The organism is Bradyrhizobium genosp. A (assembly GCF_049949275.1).
Taxonomy (GTDB): Bacteria; Pseudomonadota; Alphaproteobacteria; order Rhizobiales; family Xanthobacteraceae; genus Bradyrhizobium.
In genome coordinates, this window is the sequence record NZ_CP188196.1 from 751,049 (window position 1) to 768,274 (window position 17,226).

General features: G+C 63.9%; 17 protein-coding genes and 1 tRNA gene. 13 read left to right on the forward strand and 5 right to left on the reverse strand.

The features are described 5' to 3' along the window. Positions 1–6: 6 nt before the first annotated feature. The gene (locus tag ACP2YP_RS03405) at positions 7–222 is read left to right on the forward strand and encodes a hypothetical protein (RefSeq protein WP_426422245.1); all 216 of its coding nucleotides are present in this window, start codon (positions 7–9) and stop codon (positions 220–222) included. 21 nt (positions 223–243) lie between these two features. On the opposite strand, the gene ACP2YP_RS03410 is transcribed toward ACP2YP_RS03405, so the two are convergent. Beyond that, positions 244–867 (reverse strand): hypothetical protein, encoded by a 624-nt coding sequence (locus ACP2YP_RS03410; RefSeq protein ID WP_426422246.1) that lies wholly within the window; start codon positions 865–867, stop codon positions 244–246. Positions 868–1,076: 209 nt separating this feature from the next. On the opposite strand from ACP2YP_RS03410, the gene ACP2YP_RS03415 reads away from it, so the two are divergent. From ACP2YP_RS03415 to ACP2YP_RS03455, 9 genes are all read left to right on the forward strand, one after another. Further along, on the forward strand, positions 1,077–2,105 hold the full coding sequence (locus ACP2YP_RS03415; RefSeq protein WP_426422248.1) for an alpha/beta hydrolase: 1,029 nt from the start codon (positions 1,077–1,079) through the stop codon (positions 2,103–2,105). A 125-nt stretch (positions 2,106–2,230) separates the two neighbouring features. Further along, positions 2,231–3,748, forward strand: a complete 1,518-nt coding sequence (locus tag ACP2YP_RS03420; RefSeq protein ID WP_426422250.1) for an AMP-binding protein — start codon at positions 2,231–2,233, stop codon at positions 3,746–3,748. A gap of 24 nt (positions 3,749–3,772) precedes the next feature. Next, positions 3,773–4,411, forward strand: a complete 639-nt coding sequence (locus tag ACP2YP_RS03425) for an RraA family protein (RefSeq protein WP_426422251.1) — start codon at positions 3,773–3,775, stop codon at positions 4,409–4,411. 25 nt (positions 4,412–4,436) lie between these two features. After that, positions 4,437–4,631, forward strand: a complete 195-nt coding sequence (locus tag ACP2YP_RS03430; RefSeq protein WP_426422253.1) for a hypothetical protein — start codon at positions 4,437–4,439, stop codon at positions 4,629–4,631. Between the two features lie 99 nt (positions 4,632–4,730). Then, positions 4,731–4,807 (forward strand) — tRNA-Arg (locus ACP2YP_RS03435). A gap of 266 nt (positions 4,808–5,073) precedes the next feature. Next, positions 5,074–5,505, forward strand: coding sequence for a DUF2569 family protein (locus ACP2YP_RS03440; protein ID WP_426422254.1), 432 nt, complete (start codon positions 5,074–5,076; stop codon positions 5,503–5,505). A gap of 62 nt (positions 5,506–5,567) precedes the next feature. Next, positions 5,568–5,639, forward strand: coding sequence for a hypothetical protein (locus tag ACP2YP_RS03445; RefSeq protein ID WP_426426461.1), 72 nt, complete (start codon positions 5,568–5,570; stop codon positions 5,637–5,639). 201 nt (positions 5,640–5,840) lie between these two features. Then, positions 5,841–7,847 (forward strand): SPFH domain-containing protein, encoded by a 2,007-nt coding sequence (locus ACP2YP_RS03450; RefSeq protein ID WP_426422256.1) that lies wholly within the window; start codon positions 5,841–5,843, stop codon positions 7,845–7,847. Between the two features lie 115 nt (positions 7,848–7,962). Then, positions 7,963–9,102, forward strand: a complete 1,140-nt coding sequence (locus ACP2YP_RS03455; RefSeq protein WP_426422257.1) for an amidohydrolase/deacetylase family metallohydrolase — start codon at positions 7,963–7,965, stop codon at positions 9,100–9,102. A 72-nt stretch (positions 9,103–9,174) separates the two neighbouring features. Here the strand turns inward: ACP2YP_RS03455 and ACP2YP_RS03460 are convergent, their stop codons facing one another. Together ACP2YP_RS03460 and ACP2YP_RS03465 are read right to left on the reverse strand one after the other, a co-directional pair. Then, a complete protein-coding gene (locus tag ACP2YP_RS03460) occupies positions 9,175–10,785 on the reverse strand; it encodes an ABC transporter substrate-binding protein (RefSeq protein WP_426422259.1) in 1,611 nt (536 codons plus the stop codon). A 134-nt stretch (positions 10,786–10,919) separates the two neighbouring features. Then, positions 10,920–12,065 carry an acyl-CoA dehydrogenase family protein gene (locus ACP2YP_RS03465; RefSeq protein WP_426422260.1) on the reverse strand — a complete coding sequence of 382 codons (1,146 nt, stop codon included), beginning with the start codon at positions 12,063–12,065 and terminating at the stop codon, positions 10,920–10,922. A gap of 126 nt (positions 12,066–12,191) precedes the next feature. On the opposite strand from ACP2YP_RS03465, the gene ACP2YP_RS03470 reads away from it, so the two are divergent. After that, positions 12,192–12,869, forward strand: coding sequence for an alpha/beta family hydrolase (locus tag ACP2YP_RS03470; protein ID WP_426422261.1), 678 nt, complete (start codon positions 12,192–12,194; stop codon positions 12,867–12,869). 3 nt (positions 12,870–12,872) lie between these two features. On the opposite strand, the gene ACP2YP_RS03475 is transcribed toward ACP2YP_RS03470, so the two are convergent. Next, a complete protein-coding gene (locus ACP2YP_RS03475) occupies positions 12,873–13,847 on the reverse strand; it encodes a ketopantoate reductase family protein (protein ID WP_426422262.1) in 975 nt (324 codons plus the stop codon). A gap of 171 nt (positions 13,848–14,018) precedes the next feature. Between ACP2YP_RS03475 and ACP2YP_RS03480 the strand changes: the two genes are divergently transcribed. Next, on the forward strand, positions 14,019–14,822 hold the full coding sequence (locus ACP2YP_RS03480; RefSeq protein WP_426422263.1) for an enoyl-CoA hydratase-related protein: 804 nt from the start codon (positions 14,019–14,021) through the stop codon (positions 14,820–14,822). Positions 14,823–14,835: 13 nt separating this feature from the next. Here ACP2YP_RS03480 and ACP2YP_RS03485 read toward each other — a convergent pair whose 3' ends face one another. After that, positions 14,836–15,720: a LysR family transcriptional regulator gene (locus ACP2YP_RS03485; RefSeq protein ID WP_426422264.1), complete on the reverse strand. Its 885-nt coding sequence runs from the start codon at positions 15,718–15,720 to the stop codon at positions 14,836–14,838. Positions 15,721–15,830: 110 nt separating this feature from the next. Here ACP2YP_RS03485 and ACP2YP_RS03490 point away from each other — a divergent pair, with 110 nt between their 5' ends. Beyond that, the gene (locus tag ACP2YP_RS03490; RefSeq protein ID WP_426422266.1) at positions 15,831–17,195 is read left to right on the forward strand and encodes an FAD-dependent oxidoreductase; all 1,365 of its coding nucleotides are present in this window, start codon (positions 15,831–15,833) and stop codon (positions 17,193–17,195) included. The last annotated feature ends 31 nt before the right edge of the window (positions 17,196–17,226 follow it).

A 17,226-nucleotide genomic window follows, 5' to 3' on the forward strand; every position in this document is an offset into this window, starting at 1 on the left:
TGTGAGATGAGGCGTTATTTGATGACCGTGCTCACGCTGACCGCACTCTGCGGCGTGTCGCCGCTGGCCGATGCCCGGCCGCCGACAGTCATGAACTCGCCCGGCTATGATGCGCGCTTGCAGGAGAGCCGCAAGGCGTTGAGCAACTCGGCGACGCCAGCGGCGCCTGTGAATCCGACAGTACCCGGACCCAAGCACAGCAAGAAGAAGCATCCAAACTGAGGCGCAATGACGGCTGCGGCCTCAGCCCTTCTTCGCCGGTTTGCTCGGCGTCGGGCTGAATAGCTTTTTCAAATCGCTCAGGCTCTCCGACAGCCTCGGCCATTCGCAGGAGAACGAGCCCTTGGTACAGGGGGCGCCTTTCGGTCGCGCGCCGACCGTCTGCTGCACTTTCGGCCGTTCCACCGGCACGGGCACACGCTCGACCTCGGCTCGCAGTGCGACCTGCTGAAGCTGCTGCACCTGTTGTTCCTGCTGCTCGCGCTGCTGCCGTGCCGCGGCCTGGGCCGCTTCATTGCTGCGGCGCTGATTGGCGAGATAGGCGGTGTAGGATTCGTCGATCTTCTTCTGCTCGTCCGGCGTCGGGTTAGGTCCGGCGATGTCGAAGGTGCGATCCTGGAGGAAGTCGTAATAGGTATAGCCGCCGCCGGCTTTGCGCCGGCCGGCGAATTTTGCGTTGCAGTCAGCGAGCGCTGCGGTCTTTTCGGCCTTGGTTGGGGATTTTTCGGCAGCGTCGGCGCATTCCTCGAAGTCAACCGGCGTGCGCTTCCACCATTGCGCGTGGGCATGCGACGACGTCAGCAGAAAAACTCCTGCTGCGGCAACGAGAAGCGGCGCCGCACGACGCGATGCAACTACGACTGACATTCTACGAGAGCATTCCCTGCAAAACTCAACCCCAACTGAGTCGGGCCTGATTTTTGCTCCATTATCGCCGCCTTGTCACCCGTGGAACCCGGGAATTTCATGGCTGGGTTGCTGACATTTTTTGCTTGACGTGGCGCAGGAGTCACAGCCGCGCGGCACATGATGCGTTTAGAGGTTTATCGGTTCGAGCAAGAAGGGAAAGGTTCGTCATGAGAGCGCTGACTTGTTTCGCCACAATCGCATTCGCGCTGGTTTGTGGCCGTGCGCTCGCCGCGGACGAGGATGCACCGAACCGCAAGCCGGTGAAGGTCGTTGCCGATGCGCGGCTGTCGGTCGGCGGCCAGGGGATTTTGCCGCTCTATCTCTCCAGCGACTGGTCGGTACCGCTGCCGGCGATTTCCCGCGCCATCATCGTGCTGCACGGACGTCTGCGCAATGCCGACGAATATTACATCTCGGCGCATACCGCGCAGGTCGCAGCCGGCGACGACGGCAAGAGCGCGCTGATGATCGTGCCGCAGTTCCTGGCGGAGATCGATATCGAGGCGCACAAGCTTCCCGCGGACACGCTGCGCTGGTCGTTGGAAGGATGGGAGGGCGGCGATGCTGCGCTCGCGCCGAATCCGGTCTCCTCCTTCGAGGCGCTCGACGCGATCCTGACAAAACTCTCTGACCGGCGCATCTTCCCGAACCTGAAGCAGGTCGTGGTCGCCGGTCATTCCGGCGGCGGCCAGGTCGCGCAACGCTACGCCATCGCGGGCAAGGGCGAGGCGATGCTGTCGCGCCAGCACATCGACATCCGCTATGTTGTCGCCAATCCCTCGTCCTATGCTTATTTCAGCAGTGAGCGTCCGGTGCCGGCGATTGCCGCGTCCTGCCCAGGTTACAACAATTGGAAATACGGCATGGACCAGCGCCCGCCCTATCTTGCGGATGCGACACCGGCCGCGCTCGAGCAGCGTTACGTCGAGCGCGACGTGACTTATCTGCTCGGCACCCTCGATACCAATCCCGAGCATCCTGCGCTCGACAAGAGCTGCATGGCCAAGGAGCAAGGCGCCTATCGCTACGCCCGCGGCCATGCCTATGCGGACGCGATGGCGAAGCGCAATCATGGCACGCCCAATCACCGGGTGTGGGACGTCACCGGTGTCGGCCATGACGGCGACAAGATGCTGACCTCGAAATGCGGTCTTGCGGCACTGTTCGATAGTCCGGGCTGCGGCGCGGAGCGCTGATCCAGATGCCTCGAAGGCTTATGCCTTGAAGGCCTGCGCTTGAAGGTCCAGCTCCGGCTGTTACACTTCGTCCCGCGGGCGCCTCATCCTGAGGCGACGCCAAGAAGACGAAGTGGAAGCGCCTGATGCTACTGCCCCTGTCCGATGTGCCGCGCTGGTACGCGCAACGCAAACCCGAAGGCACCATCGCCGTCCAGCATGGGCAGGATCGACTGACATGGGATCAGCTCGAGCGTGGTGCCAATCGGCGCGCGCGGGCATTTGCAGCGAAGGGCGTCAAGCCCGGCGATTTCGTCGCGATCGGATTACCCAACGGCAATGCGTTCTTCGAGACCACGTTTGCGGTGTGGAAATGCGGCGCGACGCCAACCTCGCTGTCATGGCGGCTGCCGCGCGGCGAAGCCGCAGCCGTGCTGGAGATTCTCAAGCCGGCGCTGGTGGTCGGCGGCGAGGCCGACTGGAATGCGCCGAACCGGCTGCCTGCGGATTTCGTGCCGGAAGGGTTTTCCGATGAGCAGCTCGATCCGCCGGTGGCGCGCTACTGGAAGGCCATGACCAGCGGCGGCTCGACCGGCCGCCCAAAGGTCATCCTCGATCACCATCCGGCGGTGATCGACACCGTTTTTCCGCTGCCGCTCAACATCCCGTTCGGCGCGTCGCTGCTCAATCCCGGTCCGCTCTACCACAATGCGCCGTTCATCTTGTCGCACTACGCGCTGTTCGGCGGCGGCAAGCTCACCGGCCTCATCAAGTTCGACGCCGAGGAGACGCTGCGGCAGATCGAGCGCGAGCGCGTGCAATGGGTCAATTTCGTGCCGACCATGATGCACCGGATCTGGGCGCTGCCGGAGAACGTCCGCAACTCTTACGACGTGTCGAGCCTGCAGACCGTCTTCCACATGGCAGCTCCAATGCCGCCCTGGCTCAAGGAGAACTGGATCGCCTGGCTCGGGGCTGACAGGGTCTGGGAGCTCTATGGTGGCACCGAGCGGCAGGGCGCCTGCATCATCTCCGGCATGGAATGGCTGACGCATAGGGGCTCGGTCGGCAAGATCGGCGAGATGGCACGCTTGCGCATCATCGGCGAGGACGGCAACGACGTCGCGCCGGGCGAGACTGGAGAGATCTACTTCCTCAACAATGACGGCAAGGACGCCACCTATCACTATCTGGGCGCCGAGCCGAAACGTCGCGCCGACGGCTGGGAATCGCTCGGCGATATCGGCCGGCTGGATGCCGAAGGCTATCTCTATCTCGGCGACCGCCTCGCCGACATGGTGCTGCGCGGCGGCGCCAACATTTATCCGGCCGAGGTCGAGGCCGCCGTCTCCGAATGTCCCGGCGTGCGGTCCTGCGTGGTGGTGGGCTTGCCCGATCCGGAGTTGGGCCAGCGTGTGCACGCCATCATCGAGCCGGAGGCGAACGCGGACGGCCAGGCGATTGCGGACGGCATGGCGGACTTCCTGAAAGACAGGCTCAGCCGCTACAAGCATCCCGAGAGTTTCGAGATCGTCAGCACGCCGCCGCGCGACGATTCCGGAAAGGTTCGCCGCTCGCTATTGCGCGACGAGCGCGCGGCGTGGATGAAGGAGGGGCGTGCCTTCCGTATCATGCCCGCGAAGGCCCGGGCGCACGCCGAGTAAGAAATTGCAGAAGGACTGAAGTCTATGACCATCACCATCGCAGTGAGCAGCGTGCCGAAGCCGCCGGCCGACATCATCGAGGGTTTTCGGAATGCACCGACCTCGATTATTTCAGACAATCTCAGCCGGCTGCCGGGCGCGGTCGGGCTCAAACCCTATCATCGCAGCGGCAGGTTGATCGGTACGGCCTTCACGGTGCGCACCCGCCCCGGCGACAATCTCGCCATCCACCGCGCGCTCGAGCTGGTCGGTCCCGGCGATGTCATCGTGGTTGATGGCGGCGGCGACGAGACCCGGGCACTGGTCGGCGAGATCATGAAAAACATCGCGCAGTGGCGCAAGGCGGAAGGCTATGTGATCGACGGCGCAATCCGCGATGTCGCGGCCTTCGCCGCCGACGACTTTCCCTGCTTCGCCCGCGCGGTAATCCATCGCGGCCCTTACAAGAATGGTCCCGGTGAGATCAACGTGCCTGTTACGATCGGCGGCAGCGTGATCTCGCCTGGCGACATCGTGGTTGGTGACGAAGACGGCGTGGTATCGTTTCCCGCCGCGGGTGCAGCGGCGCTGCTGGAGGCAGTGCGTGTCCAGATCAAGCGCGAGGACGACACGCTGAAAGCGATCCGTGAGGGCCGCTACCAGGGCTCCTACGGCAAGTCGTAAATCAAGGCAGGACAGGGAGGACGGCGTGAGCCAGAAGGACGAATTCCACAATCTCGACGATGCCGCCGACGGGCTGTTTCGCGAGCTGGCGGCGGGGGTGACGACGCGCATCTTTTCCGGCGAGCAGGCCATGCTGTCGGTGGGTGCCCGCGTGCTGGACATTTTTAGTCCGCCACGGCCTGAATACAAGAAAGCGGGGTCGGGTTTCGGCACGACCTGAAAAGGGCCGTCAGAACCGAATTCAGCCGAAGGGCTTCCGATCCCGCCATCACTTTGCTATGAACGCGTTCAGGCAACCCGCCCTACAGGCGGGTTCCGCGGTCCCGTAGCTCAGCCGGATAGAGCGGCGGTTTCCTAAACCGTAGGTCGCATGTTCGAGTCATGCCGGGATCGCCATTTTCCGAACGTTACGCGTCGCCACAGACGTGCGGTGCTGATACCCCCATTAATCATTTTCTATCGTGACGTGTACCGGTAGTCGGCTAGGATGCGGCGGGTGCAGGGGGCGTTCGCATGGCAGATTCTTGGTACTACGCGGAAGGTGGGCAGCAGCGCGGCCCGATGACGATTTCCGAGCTGCTTCCGCTGCTGGCTCGCATCGCAGATCCGCGGCGCGTGATGATCCGGCGGAAGGATTTCGAGGCTGGAAGCCCGCCGAAGAGGTGCGTGAGATCGCAGAGCAGCTCTTCCGACCTCCACAGCTTGATCCACTACCGGTCGTCGAAAATCGGGAGCCTGCCGTTCTCGCGGAAGACGCTGCCGCCTTCAAAGATGTACAGCCCGAATCGACCGGCATCGGCGGCTGGCTCGCGCTTCTGGCGTTCGGCCAAGTGATGGGCATCCTGCGCCTGGTCTTCAACGTCGGACAATATGTGCAGTCGATCACCGACGAAGTCTGGACTTACTTTCCGACGGTGATCTGGAGTGAAATGCTGATAAATGCCGCCATGATCGGCTTCGCGATCTGGACAACGGTGCTCCTGTTCAGACATTCCCACAGGTTTCCAGCCTTTTTCATCGTGCAGATGATCTGCGCGGTGCTCATGCCGCTCGTCGATCTCCTCTGCATCGCCTCATTTTTTCCGCCGCCCTGAATCGTCCGTTCGGCGACTTTTTCACCATCGAACCTCGACAGGTCGGACAAACAATTGTCGGTGTGATAAGTGCTGCGGTTTGGATAACATACGTTCTTCGCTCCCGCAGGGTCGCGAACACGTTCACGAGGTAGGGCCGCGTGACGACGCGCTCTGCGCCTTGTGGTTTTCCCGGTTTTTGCCCCTCGTCAAGTCCCCAATAAAAAAAGATTGGCACGGCTTTACGCGACAGCGTGCTTGCGGAGGAAGGGCCGTATTCACATCTCCGCTCCCGCAATTCTGGGGTGTGGCCTTGGTTAACAAGACCGCCCAGTTGCGAATTGTGGAGATGAACTATGGACCTCAATGGTTTCAATGGCGCCTGGCTGATCCAGCCGGCGCTTTGGGCCGCGGCGGCGATCGCGTTCGTGATCCTGCTGCGAACGGCCAATATCTTTCGTTACATTCCGAACAATCAGGTCGGCATCGTCGAGAAGCTGTGGTCGACGACCGGGTCGATCGACGAAGGCTTCATCGCGCTCAACGGTGAAGCCGGTTACGAGCCGGAAGTGCTGCGCGGCGGCCTGCACGTGTTCTTTCCGTTCATGTACCGGATCCACAAATCGGATCTCGTCACGGTCGGACAGGGCAAGATCGCCTATGTGTTCGCGCGCGACGGCGCGCCGCTTCAGCCATCGCAGGTGCTCGGCGCCAACGACACCGAGGACAGGGCGGATTTCCAGGACGTGCGGCGCTTCCTGCTCGGCGGTGGCCAGAAGGGGCCGCAGCGCAAGATCCTGCGCGAAGGCACCTATGCGATCAACACGACGCAGTTCGCGATCATCACCGACGAACGTGTCTACGGCCATGCCCTCAGCGGGCAAGAGCGTAGCGTGCTCGACGCCATGCAGCTCACGATCGCCGAGCGCCGAGGCTTTACGCCCGTCGTGCTCGCGGCCGATCACGATCTGGTCGGAATCGTTACCGTGCATGACGGCCCGTCGCTGCCGTCAGGCGAGATCATCGCGCCCGAAGTCGGCACCGATCTGCGCGACGGCGATATCTTTCACAACAATTTCCAGGAGCCCGAGAAATTCCTGGCGGCCGGCGGCTATCGCGGCCGGCAGCTCCAGGTCATCGTCGAGGGCACCTGGTACATCAACCGCCTGTTCGCAACCGTCGAGGCAGTGCCGAAGACCGTGATCCCGGTCGGCAATGTCGGCGTCGTCATCTTCTACACCGGCCCGCACAGCGACGACGTGTCGGGCGAGCAATATCGCCATGGCGAACTGGTCCTCAACGGCAGCCGCGGCGTCTGGAAGGACCCGCTGCTGTCCGGCAAATACGCGTTCAACACCTATGCCGGCAAGATCGAGATCATTCCGACCGTCAACTTCATCCTGAAATGGGTTCGCGGCGAGGTCGGCGCGATGAAGCTGGATGAGAACCTGTCAGAGATCTCCCTGATCACGCGGGACGCGTTCGAGCCGACACTGCCGCTCTCGGTGGTGATGCATATCGACTACAAGAAGGCGCCGATGATCATCCAGCGTTTCGGTGACGTGAAGAAGCTCGTCGAGCAGACGCTCGATCCGATGGTCAGCGCGTTCTTCAAGAACATCGCGCAGAAGATGACCTTGATCGAGTTGCTGCAGAACCGGGCGTCGATCCAGGAGGAATCCGCCGCCCAAATGAAGGCGAAGTTCGAGAGCTATTCGCTTGACCTTCAGGAGGTTCTGATCGGCACGCCGCGCGCCGCCTCCGGCGACCATACGATTGAGAACATCCTGATCCAGCTCCGCTCGCGTCAGATCGCGCGCGAGCAGATCGAGACCTATCAGGAGCAGGAGAAAGCCGCGGTTCAGGAACGCACGCTCAACGAGGCCAAGGCAACGGCGGCAGCGCAGACGGCGCTGACGCAGTCGCTCATCCAGATCAAGGTCAACGAGAACGAGGGTGCTGCGGCGTTCGCCCGCGCGCAAAAGGATGCGGAGACCCGCAAGGTTACCGCAGCCGCGGTCGGCGAGCAGTCGCGGCTCGAAGGCCAGGGCGAGGCCGACCGAGTGCTGGCCGTCGGTACCGCCAATGCCCAATCGACGAAGCTCTCGGTCGACGCCTATGGCGGACCGGAGTTCAGGCTGGCGGAGCAGAACTTTGCGAAGTTCGCAGAGGCCCTGACCAAGATCAACCAGCCGCTGGTGCCGCAATTCCTGATGTCCGGCGCGCAAGGGCCGGAGAGCAACAATGCGGGCCTGATCCCGACCGCGATGCTGAGCTCGATGTTCGGCCGCATGATGCCCGATGCGCTGGAGCGGTTGAAAGAGGAGGCGCCGCGCGCGGATCGCAGACCAAACGGGCACTGATCGCAGCCGATTTGCTTGAACGGCGCGAAAATTGCTAACAGCGACCGGGCTGGAAGCGCACCTTCCAGCCCGGTCCATGCTTGCCCACATTGCTTGCCCACATTCGGAGACGATGATGCCTTTCGATTTGATCCTGCGCGGCGGACGGGTCGTCGACCCCTCGCAGAAGCTCGATGCCGTGACGGATGTCGCATTTTCGGGTGGCAAGGTCGCCGCCGTCGGCAGCGGGCTCAAGGCGGATCCGGGAACTGATGTACGCGATGTCGCGCGCTTCATCGTGACGCCGGGACTGATCGATCTCCACACCCACGTCTATTGGGGCGGCACCTCGCTCGGCATCGATGCCGAGGAATTCTGCCGCGCCTCCGGCGTGACCACCTCGGTCGACACCGGCAGCGCCGGCCCCGGCAATTTCGCGGGCTTCCGCAAGCATGTGATCGAACCGAGCCAGGTCCGCATCCTCGCGTACTTGCACGTCTCTCATGCCGGCATTTTCGGCTTCTCGCACCGGATCATGGTCGGCGAGAGCGAGGAGTTGCGGCTGATGAATCCGATCGAAGCGGCCAAGGTCGCGGATGCCAATCGCGACCTCATCGTCGGCATCAAGGTGCGTGTCGGACTGCACTCCTCGGGCACCTCGGGCGCCGTGCCGCTCGATATCGCGCTCCAGGTTGCTGACGAGGTTGGCATGCCGCTGATGGCGCATATCGATCATCCGCCCCCGACCTATGAAGAGGTGCTGGCCCGCCTGCGCCCCGGCGACGTGCTGACCCATGCGTTCCGCCCGTTCCCGAACACGCCGGCGGCCGCGCAGGGCACGGTGAAGAAGGCGGTGCTGGACGCGCGCGAGCGCGGCGTGCTGTTCGATATCGGTCACGGCAAGGGCTCGTTCGCGTTCAAGACCGCGCGTGCGATGCTGGCCAACGGCTTCTATCCGGATACCATTTCGTCCGACATCCATCAGCTCTGCATCGACGGCCCGGCCTTCGACCAGGTGACGACCATGTCGAAATTCCTCTGCATGGGCATGTCGCTGTCGGACGTGATCGCGGCGTCGACGGAGAACGCCGCGATGGCGCTGCGACGGCCCGAGCTCGGCAGCCTCAAGCCGGGCAGCGTCGGCGATGCCACGCTGATCTCGGTCAAGCAAGGCCAGTTCGACTATGAGGACGTCGTCGGCGAGCACCTGACCGGCGATCGCAAGATCGTCTCCGAAGGCGTCGTCATCGGCGGCCGCTGGTGGCATCCGACCTAGGGTTTCGCCTCTCCCCGCAACAACGGGGAGAGGCGCCTTCCACGCCGCGCTTTGCTGCGCTTGAACCGCCGCTCACTCGTTCTTGTCCACATTCCAGAACATCGGCGTCGCCGGGCCGTCGATCACGCCGGTGAGCGATTTGCGCCATGCGCTCGGCGCCTGAAACTGGCCGAGCGGAACGTAGATCACCTGATCGTAGGCCTCTTTCTGCACGTCGAGGGCAATTTTCTTTTGCTCCTCCGGCGAGGTGGCGCGGGCAAAAGCGTCGCGCAGCTGCTCGAGCTTGGGGTCCTCGGACCAGCCGAACCAGCCGCCCTCCTTGCCCTTGCCGACCATCGCGCCATTGACGAGCGGGTTCATCGAGTCGGCGGCTCCCTGGTAGGTGAAGAACATGCTCCAGCCGCCTTCCTTCGGGGGCTTCTGGTTGGCGCGGCGGGTGACCACGGTCTGCCAGTCCATCGCCTGAAGGTCGACCTTGAAACCGGCCTCGCGCAAAAGCTGCGCGGCCACGACCGGCTGCGCCTTCAGCAGGATCTGATCGGTCGGCGCCAGGATCACCACGGGCGTGCCGTCATAGCCGGACTCGGCCAGCGCCTTCCTGGCGTCCGCCATGCCGTTGCCGTTGATGAGGGTCTCGCCGCCGGCGTCGCTGGCCAGCGGGGTGTCGCAGATGAAGAATGCGCCGCAGAACTTGTAGTATTTGGGATTGCCGATCTGCGCGTCGAGCACGTCTTTCTGGTTGATCGCGAGCAGCGCGGCGCGGCGGATCTTCACATTGTCGAACGGCGGATGCAGGAAGTTCATCCGGCCGAACGACTGGAAGCCGAACTTGTTCAGGATTGCCACGTTGATGTCCGGATTGGACTCGAGCGTGGGCAGCAGGTCGAACGGCGGCGTCTCGACGAAATCGACATCACCGGATTGCAGCGCGTTGAGCGCGGTCTGTGCGTCCGGCATCGTCAGCCACTCGACACGGTCGACCTTGACCACCTTGCCGCCCGATGTCCATTCGGCCGGCTCATTGCGCGGCAAATAGTCGGTGTTCTTGTCGTAGACAGCTTTCACGCCCGGCTGGAATTCGGCAGCCACGAACTTGAACGGGCCGGAGCCGATCTGCTCCGGAATCTGTTTGTTGATCGGGGTCTCCGCGAGCCGCTTGGGCATCATGAAGGCGCAGATCGACGATGGCTTGGCGATCGTCTCCAGCACAAGGCCATAAGGCTCCTTCAGCTTGAGGACGATTGTTTTGGCGTCTGCGGCTTCGATGCCTGCCGTGAAGTCCATCAGCTTGCGCGCCATGCCGTCGACGCTCGTGCCCCAGCGTTTCAGTGAGGCGACGCAATCCTCCGCCGTCACCGGCGCGCCGTCATGCCATTTCAGGCCGTCGCGCAGGGTGAAGGTATAGGTCAGCTTGTCTGCGGATACCGCCCAGTCGGCCATTTGCGGCCGCACCTTGAAGCTGGAATCGATGCCGAGCAGCGTATCGTAGACCATGTAGCCATGGTCGCGGGTGATGATGGCCGTCGTGAAGCCGGGATCGGTGATGCGAAGATCCGATTGCATCACCGCAATCAGGATCTTCTTTCCGCCCGCGGCGGATGCAACCGACGTCCAGGCCGCAGGAAGTGCCGATGGCGCAACAGCCGCAAGCTGAAGCAGTTTCCGTCGCGAGACGTAAGCCATTCGCAATTCTCCCGACTCGAGGCAAACGAGACCAGACGGCGGCTGCCGACGACAGGCAGCGTATGGCGGGGAGCCACACGTGACAAGCAGGTTGTGATCGGAGGGCGCGGTAGCGCCGCCCTACAGCGACCTGATCATAAGGATCTGGCGATCAGCAGCTTCATGATCTCGTTGGTGCCGCCATAGATCTTCTGGATGCGGGAATCGATGAAGATGCGCGAGATCGGATATTCCTGCATGTAGCCGTAACCGCCGAACAGCTGGAGGCACTCGTCGGCGGTCTGGACCTGCTTGTCCGAGCACCAGTATTTCGCCATCGACGCGGTGACGGTGTCGAGATCCCCGGCGACCAGGCGCTCGATGCACCAGTCGACGAAGACGCGCGCGATCATCGCTTCGGTCTTGCGCTCGGCAAGCGTGAAGGCGGTGTTCTGGAAATCCATCAGCGGCTTGCCGAAGGCCTTCCGCTCCTTGGTGTATTCGGTGGTGAGCTTGACGGCGCGCTCCATCGAGGCGACGGCGCCGACCGCGAGCGCGAGGCGCTCCTGCGGCAGCTGCTGCATCAGCTGGGCAAAACCCTGGCCTTCCTCCTTGCCGAGCAGGTTTTCCGGCGGCACCGTGACATTGTCGAAGAACAGCTCCGACGTGTCGGAGGCATGCAGGCCGATCTTGTCGAGGTTGCGCCCGCGCTTGTAGCCGTCGGCGCCTGCGGTCTCGACCACGATCAGGGAGATGCCCTTGGCGCCGGCCTCGCCGGTGCGGGCGACGACCACGACGAGATCGGCGGCCTGGCCGTTGGTGATGAACGTCTTCTGGCCGTTGATGACGTAGGAATTGCCCTGCTTCTTCGCGGTTGTCTTCACCGCCTGAAGGTCCGAGCCGGTGCCGGGCTCGGTCATGGCGACGGCGCCGACCATCTCGCCCGAAGCCATCTTCGGCAGCCAGCGCTTCTTCTGCTCCTCGGAGCCATAGTTGAGAATGTAATGAGCGACGATGGCGCTGTGCACGGAGACGCCGGTCGTCAGCTCCGGCACCGTGCTTTCGAGGTCGTCCAGCACCGCGGCGTCATAGGCGAAGGTCGCGCCCAGCCCGCCATATTCCTCCGGGACGCTCGCCAGCAGCGCGCCCATCTCGCCGAGCCCGCGCCAGGCGAAGCGATCGACCATCTTCTGCTCGCGCCATTTCTCGGCATGCGGCGCCAGGTCCTTGGCGAGATATTTCCGGAACTGGTCGCGGAAGATTTCGAGCTCTTCGGTCATCCAGGAGGAACGGTAGGACATGATTACCTCGGTTGATGCGGCTTGCCGGCCTGGTAGGCCAGTCCACTGCGGCAATTATTGTGTTTTCAGGCTGCGCCGGTGACGCTACCAAGGCGGCCGGAAACGCGTCTGATGGGATGGTTGATTGTGGCTGTCAAAACTCAAGAGCTCAAGCTCGGCATCGACCGCGTCAGTGCGGTCTCGGCGATCCTGATGCGGCCGGACAATGCGCGCGCCTGTTACGTACTGGCGCATGGCGCCGGCGCGGGGATGCGGCATGCATCCATGGACAAGATCGCGGAGGGCCTCAGCCATCGCGGCATCGCGACGTTCCGCTTCAATTTTCCCTACATGGAAAACAAGCAGGGCCGTCCCGACCAGCCGGCGGTCGCGCATGGCACGATTCGCGCGGCGGTCGAGGAGGCGGCGCGGCTGTGCCCGGGTGTGATGCTCATCGCCGGTGGAAAGTCGTTCGGCGGGCGCATGACCTCGCAGGCGCAAGCCAAGACGCCATTGCTGGGTGTGAAGGGCCTCGCCTTTCTCGGCTTTCCCCTGCATGCCGACAAAAAGCCGTCGACCGAGCGTGCCGAGCATCTCACCCAGGTCGAGATTCCGATGCTGTTCCTGCAAGGCACGCGCGATGGGCTGGCTGATCTCGGCCTTCTCAGGCCCGTCGTCGCGGCGCTTGGGGCGAAGGCGACGCTGCATGAGATCGAAGGCGGCGATCATTCCTTCGCGGTGCTGAAGAAGTCCGGCCGCACCAACGAACAGGCGCTTGCGGAAGTGCTCGACACGCTCACGGCCTGGATCGATGCGCTCGCCTGAGGCTCAGGCGGCGTAAAGCCCCTTGTCGCGCGCCTTCTGGATCGCCAGCGCCGCAATGAGATCGAGCGTCGGCGTCGACAGGCCGGCGGTGCGCGCGAAGGCGGCTGGCGCCTTCACCAGCACGTCGATCTCCATGGCGCGGCCGAGCTCGTAGTCCTGGAGCAGCGACGGCTTGTGGTTGGGGGCGGGGCCGCTGCGCGTCACGCGCTTGACCTCGGGAATGAAGTGCTGGGCGATGTCGTTGGCCTCGTTCAGCATGCGCGGGATGAGTTCGGAGAAGGCGGGATCGTCGCGCACGCCGCGCGCGGTCTGTCCGGTGAGCAGGCACAGCACCGACAGCGACATGTTGGTCAGCAACTTTGACCAGATCGCCTCGCGGATTTCGGCCACCGGCGGCGATTCCAGCCGCGCGTCGTTGAACACGCCGCGCAGCTTCGTGATGCGCTCGCAATTACGGTCGTCGCATTCGCCGATCAGGAGGCGGTTGCGATCCGGCGTCAGGTTCTGCACCACGCCGGGCGCGGTCACCTCGTTGGAGGAGAAGACCACCCCGCCGATGATCCGCTCCTTCGGGATACAGGCGCGCAGGCGCCCGCCCGGATCGAGGAAGGAAATGTCCGGCGGTGTCGGGTGTCGCGGCGGCAGTCCGATACCGTACCACCAGGGAATGCCGTTCTGGGCGAAAACGATGGCGGTGTCGTCCTGGAGCAGCGGCTTGATGCTGGAGACCAGTCCGGTCAACGCGGTGGCCTTCAGCGCCGAGATCACTACGTCCTGCGGGCCGAGCTGGGCCGGGTCGCCGGAGGCGTTCACCTTGGCCGAGACCTCGGAATCGCCGACGCGCAGCTTCAGGCCATTGGCGCGCACCGCCTCGAGATGCGCGCCGCGCATCACGCATGAGACTTCGTGGCCGGCGCGCGCGAGCCTGACCGCGAGATGGCTTCCGACGGCGCCCGAGCCGAAAATGCAGATGCGCATAGAAATGTCCCGTCCCTGATCGCCTGGCCTGGTCTCTTGGTCGTCGCCCGGCGCCAGCATGACACAAGCCGCCATGCGATGGGCGCGACCGCCCCACGCCGGAAAGATATGGATCGGGGTCCATCGCCTCGTCCATAGTACGCGGCAATCAAGTTGACCGGAGGATCGCCGATGACTGCCAACCCTGTCCTGTGGACCCTCGACGAGCGTGGTGTTGCGATCGTCACGCTCAACCGCCCGGAGGTCAACAACGCCTATGACGGCGCCCTGATCGCCGGCGTGCTCGCGGCCATGGACGATCTCGGCCAGAAGCCTAACCTCCGCGTCGTCGTGCTCAAGGGCAATGGCAAGCATTTTCAGGCCGGCGCCGACCTCAAATGGATCAACGGCGTGCGGCCGCAATCGCCTGAAGCCAACGAGACGGCGTCCCGGGCGACGTTCGAGGCGGTACAGCGGCTCAACAAATTGCCGATCCCGACGGTCGTGCTGGTGCAGGGTGGCTGTTTTGGCGGCGGCACCGGCGTGATCGCGGCCTGCGACATCGTGATCGCCGCCGACAATGCCCTGTTTTCCATCACCGAGGTGCGCTGGGGCCTGACCGCCGCGATCATCATCCCCCAGCTCTGCGACGCCATGAGTGTACGGCAAGTCCGCCGTTACGCGCTGACCGGCGAACGCTTTGGCGCCGAAGACGCGCGCCGCATCGGCCTCGTCCATGAGGTGGTGCCGCTTGCCGATCTCGAAGCCGCCGGCATCAAGGTAGTGGAGCAGCTGCTCGCCAACGGCCCGGAGGCGATGGCCGAGACCAAGCGGCTGGCGCTGGAGAGCTCATTCGGTGGAATGGCCGTGGACGATGCGGCGTACACGCGGCTCGTCCAACTGCATGCGCTCAAGCGCCAGAGCGCCGAGGCGGCGGAGGGACTGGCCTCGTTCGCCGAGAAGCGCGCGGCGAATTGGGGCGGCATTGAAAGGTGAGCGGCCGCGCGTCTTATAGCGACGATGCGAGTGACGTTTTCAGCAAAGTCAGCAGCGCCTGCACTGCCGCCGCGTTGCGTCGCCGCTCGGGGATCGCCGCCTTGACCCACAATTCCGGAATTGGAAAGTCGCGCAGCACCGGCCTGAGCGTGCCGTCGCGCAACGCATCGGCGACGAGATAGTGCGACATCAGCGCGATGCCGTTGCCCGCGATCGCACTGCGCGCCAGCACATGCCCCTCGTTGGAGGAGAGTAGCGGACTGACCTGGATGCTGATGCGGCCGCGCGGCCCGTCAAATATCCATTCCGGGCCGGTCGGCAGGAAGCTGAGGCAGCGATGCTCGACGAGGTCGCGCGGATGCTTTGGCGTGCCGTGCTTCTTCAAATAGGCCGGTGAGGCGCAGAGCAGCCGCTTCAGCGCGCACAACGGTTCGTCGACGACGCCACCGAAGGCGTGAGGGAAGGCGCCGATGGCGATGTCGAATCCCTCGGTCACCGGATCGACCGGACGATCGATCAGCACGATCTCGAGCTTCAATCGCGGGTTCTGCGTCTGGAAAGCGCTGAACGCGTCCGCAAGCCGCGCCACCGTCAGCGAGGTCGGCGCCTTGATGCGGAGGTGATCGACGAGATCGTGGCCCTTCTCGCCCATGCGCGAGAGCAAATCGGTGGCGTCGGTGACCACGCCGCGCGCGCGATGCACATAGCGTTGACCGGCCTCGGTCAGCCGCAATTGCCGGGTCGAGCGGTGAAACAGCGGCGTGCCGATCCGCGCCTCCAACTGCGTGACGCGTTTTGCCACCACCGAGGTCGAGACACCGAGTTTTCGCGCGGCGGCGGAGAAGCCGGCTGCGTCCGCGGTGGCAAGGAAGGCCTGGAGGTTCACGAGGATGTCCATGTCGACCTTTCTCAATTCGCGAAAGCTGATCGCTTATTCTGATGGATTGTAGCGCGGGCCGCGTTAATTCATAGTCGCCCCCAAGCAAAGGGTTTTGGGAAGGACGCACCATGCGGGCCACGACGATCAATGAACCAGCACGTCAGGTGCCGCTCTACGGCGAATACGAGGTCGTCGTGCTCGGCGGCGGTCCGGCCGGCATCGTCGCCGCGGCCTCGGCCGCGCGCGCCGGACGGAAGACGCTGCTGATCGAGCGTTATGGCTTTCTCGGCGGCATGGGCACGGCGGCCGGCGTCACCAATTTCTGCGGCCTGCATGGCAATGTCTATGGTCAGGCCCGCCGTCTCGTGCAAGGCATGGCGTCCGATCTGCTGGCGCGGATCGATCATCTGAATGGCCTCAACGCGCCGCATCTGATCCTCGGCAAGGTCTTTGCCCAGGCCTATGACACCGCGGCCTACAAGATCGCGGCCGACGAATTGCTGGCCAGCCACAAGGTCCACATCCTCTTCCATGCGCTCGGTGCCGGCGTCGTGATGGGCGATGACCGCCGCATCGATGCGCTGATGGTCGAGACCAAGGCCGGCCGGCAGGCGGTACGCTCAGAGATCTTCATCGATTGCTCCGGCGATGGCGATCTCGCGGTCTGGGCCGGCGCGCCGTTCGACATTGGCGATGAACACGGTCACCCGATGTACCCGTCGATGATGCTCCGCCTCAATGGCATCGATCCCGCAAAGGCGGGCGATGCCTGGCGGACCATCCCGCAATTGATGGAAGAGGCCACTGCCGCCGGCACGCACAGATTCCCGCGCAAGAGCGCGATCGTGCGGCCGCAAAAATCCGGCATCGAATGGCGGGTGAATTTCACACAAGTGGCCCGCGAAGACGGCCACGCCATCAATGGTGTCGAGCCCGACGATCTCACCCGCGGCGAGATCGAGGGCCGCAAGCAGGCGCTCGCCGCCTTTGAATTCTTGCGCACCGTGCCGGGTTTTGAAAAATCCTACATCGTCGACCTGCCGCCGCAACTCGGCATCCGCGAGACCCGCCGCATCAGGGGCGGCTACCAGCTCAGCGGCGAGGACGTGCTTGGCTGCGCCTCGTTCGAGGATTCCATCGGCGTCAATGGTTGGCCGATCGAGGCCCATGTTCCCGGCGACGTCGTCTTCACCTTCCCGCCGATCCCGGAATCGCGCGGCTATAACGAGCTGCCGTACCGGATGCTGGTGCCCGAGGGTGTCGATAACCTCCTGGTCGCCGGCCGCTGCGCCTCGATGACCCATGAGGGCCAGTCGGCGGCGCGGGTCTCCGGGGCCTGTTTCGTGATGGGGGAGGCGGCCGGTTCCGCTGCGGCTCTGGCGCTGTCCGGAAACCGGATCCCGCGCGAGATACAAGTTGAAAAGTTGCAGGAAACGTTGAAACAACAGGGCGCCTTCATCGGGCGGGACCAGCCGGTGCCCGAGGGCCTGTAACGGACTGCAAGAAGAACCACTGGAGGAAGCG

Coding starts and splice junctions, on each gene's coding strand:
- ACP2YP_RS03480 (WP_426422263.1), top strand. CDS start 14,019: ATGACTGCCAACCCTGTCCTGTGGACCCTCGACGAGCGTGGTGTTGCG.
- ACP2YP_RS03455 (WP_426422257.1), top strand. CDS start 7,963: ATGCCTTTCGATTTGATCCTGCGCGGCGGACGGGTCGTCGACCCCTCG.
- ACP2YP_RS03415 (WP_426422248.1), top strand. CDS start 1,077: ATGAGAGCGCTGACTTGTTTCGCCACAATCGCATTCGCGCTGGTTTGT.
- ACP2YP_RS03460 (WP_426422259.1), bottom strand. CDS start 10,785: ATGGCTTACGTCTCGCGACGGAAACTGCTTCAGCTTGCGGCTGTTGCG.
- ACP2YP_RS03485 (WP_426422264.1), bottom strand. CDS start 15,720: ATGGACATCCTCGTGAACCTCCAGGCCTTCCTTGCCACCGCGGACGCA.
- ACP2YP_RS03465 (WP_426422260.1), bottom strand. CDS start 12,065: ATGTCCTACCGTTCCTCCTGGATGACCGAAGAGCTCGAAATCTTCCGC.
- ACP2YP_RS03420 (WP_426422250.1), top strand. CDS start 2,231: ATGCTACTGCCCCTGTCCGATGTGCCGCGCTGGTACGCGCAACGCAAA.
- ACP2YP_RS03425 (WP_426422251.1), top strand. CDS start 3,773: ATGACCATCACCATCGCAGTGAGCAGCGTGCCGAAGCCGCCGGCCGAC.
- ACP2YP_RS03410 (WP_426422246.1), bottom strand. CDS start 867: ATGTCAGTCGTAGTTGCATCGCGTCGTGCGGCGCCGCTTCTCGTTGCC.
- ACP2YP_RS03475 (WP_426422262.1), bottom strand. CDS start 13,847: ATGCGCATCTGCATTTTCGGCTCGGGCGCCGTCGGAAGCCATCTCGCG.
- ACP2YP_RS03490 (WP_426422266.1), top strand. CDS start 15,831: ATGCGGGCCACGACGATCAATGAACCAGCACGTCAGGTGCCGCTCTAC.
- ACP2YP_RS03405 (WP_426422245.1), top strand. CDS start 7: ATGAGGCGTTATTTGATGACCGTGCTCACGCTGACCGCACTCTGCGGC.
- ACP2YP_RS03450 (WP_426422256.1), top strand. CDS start 5,841: ATGGACCTCAATGGTTTCAATGGCGCCTGGCTGATCCAGCCGGCGCTT.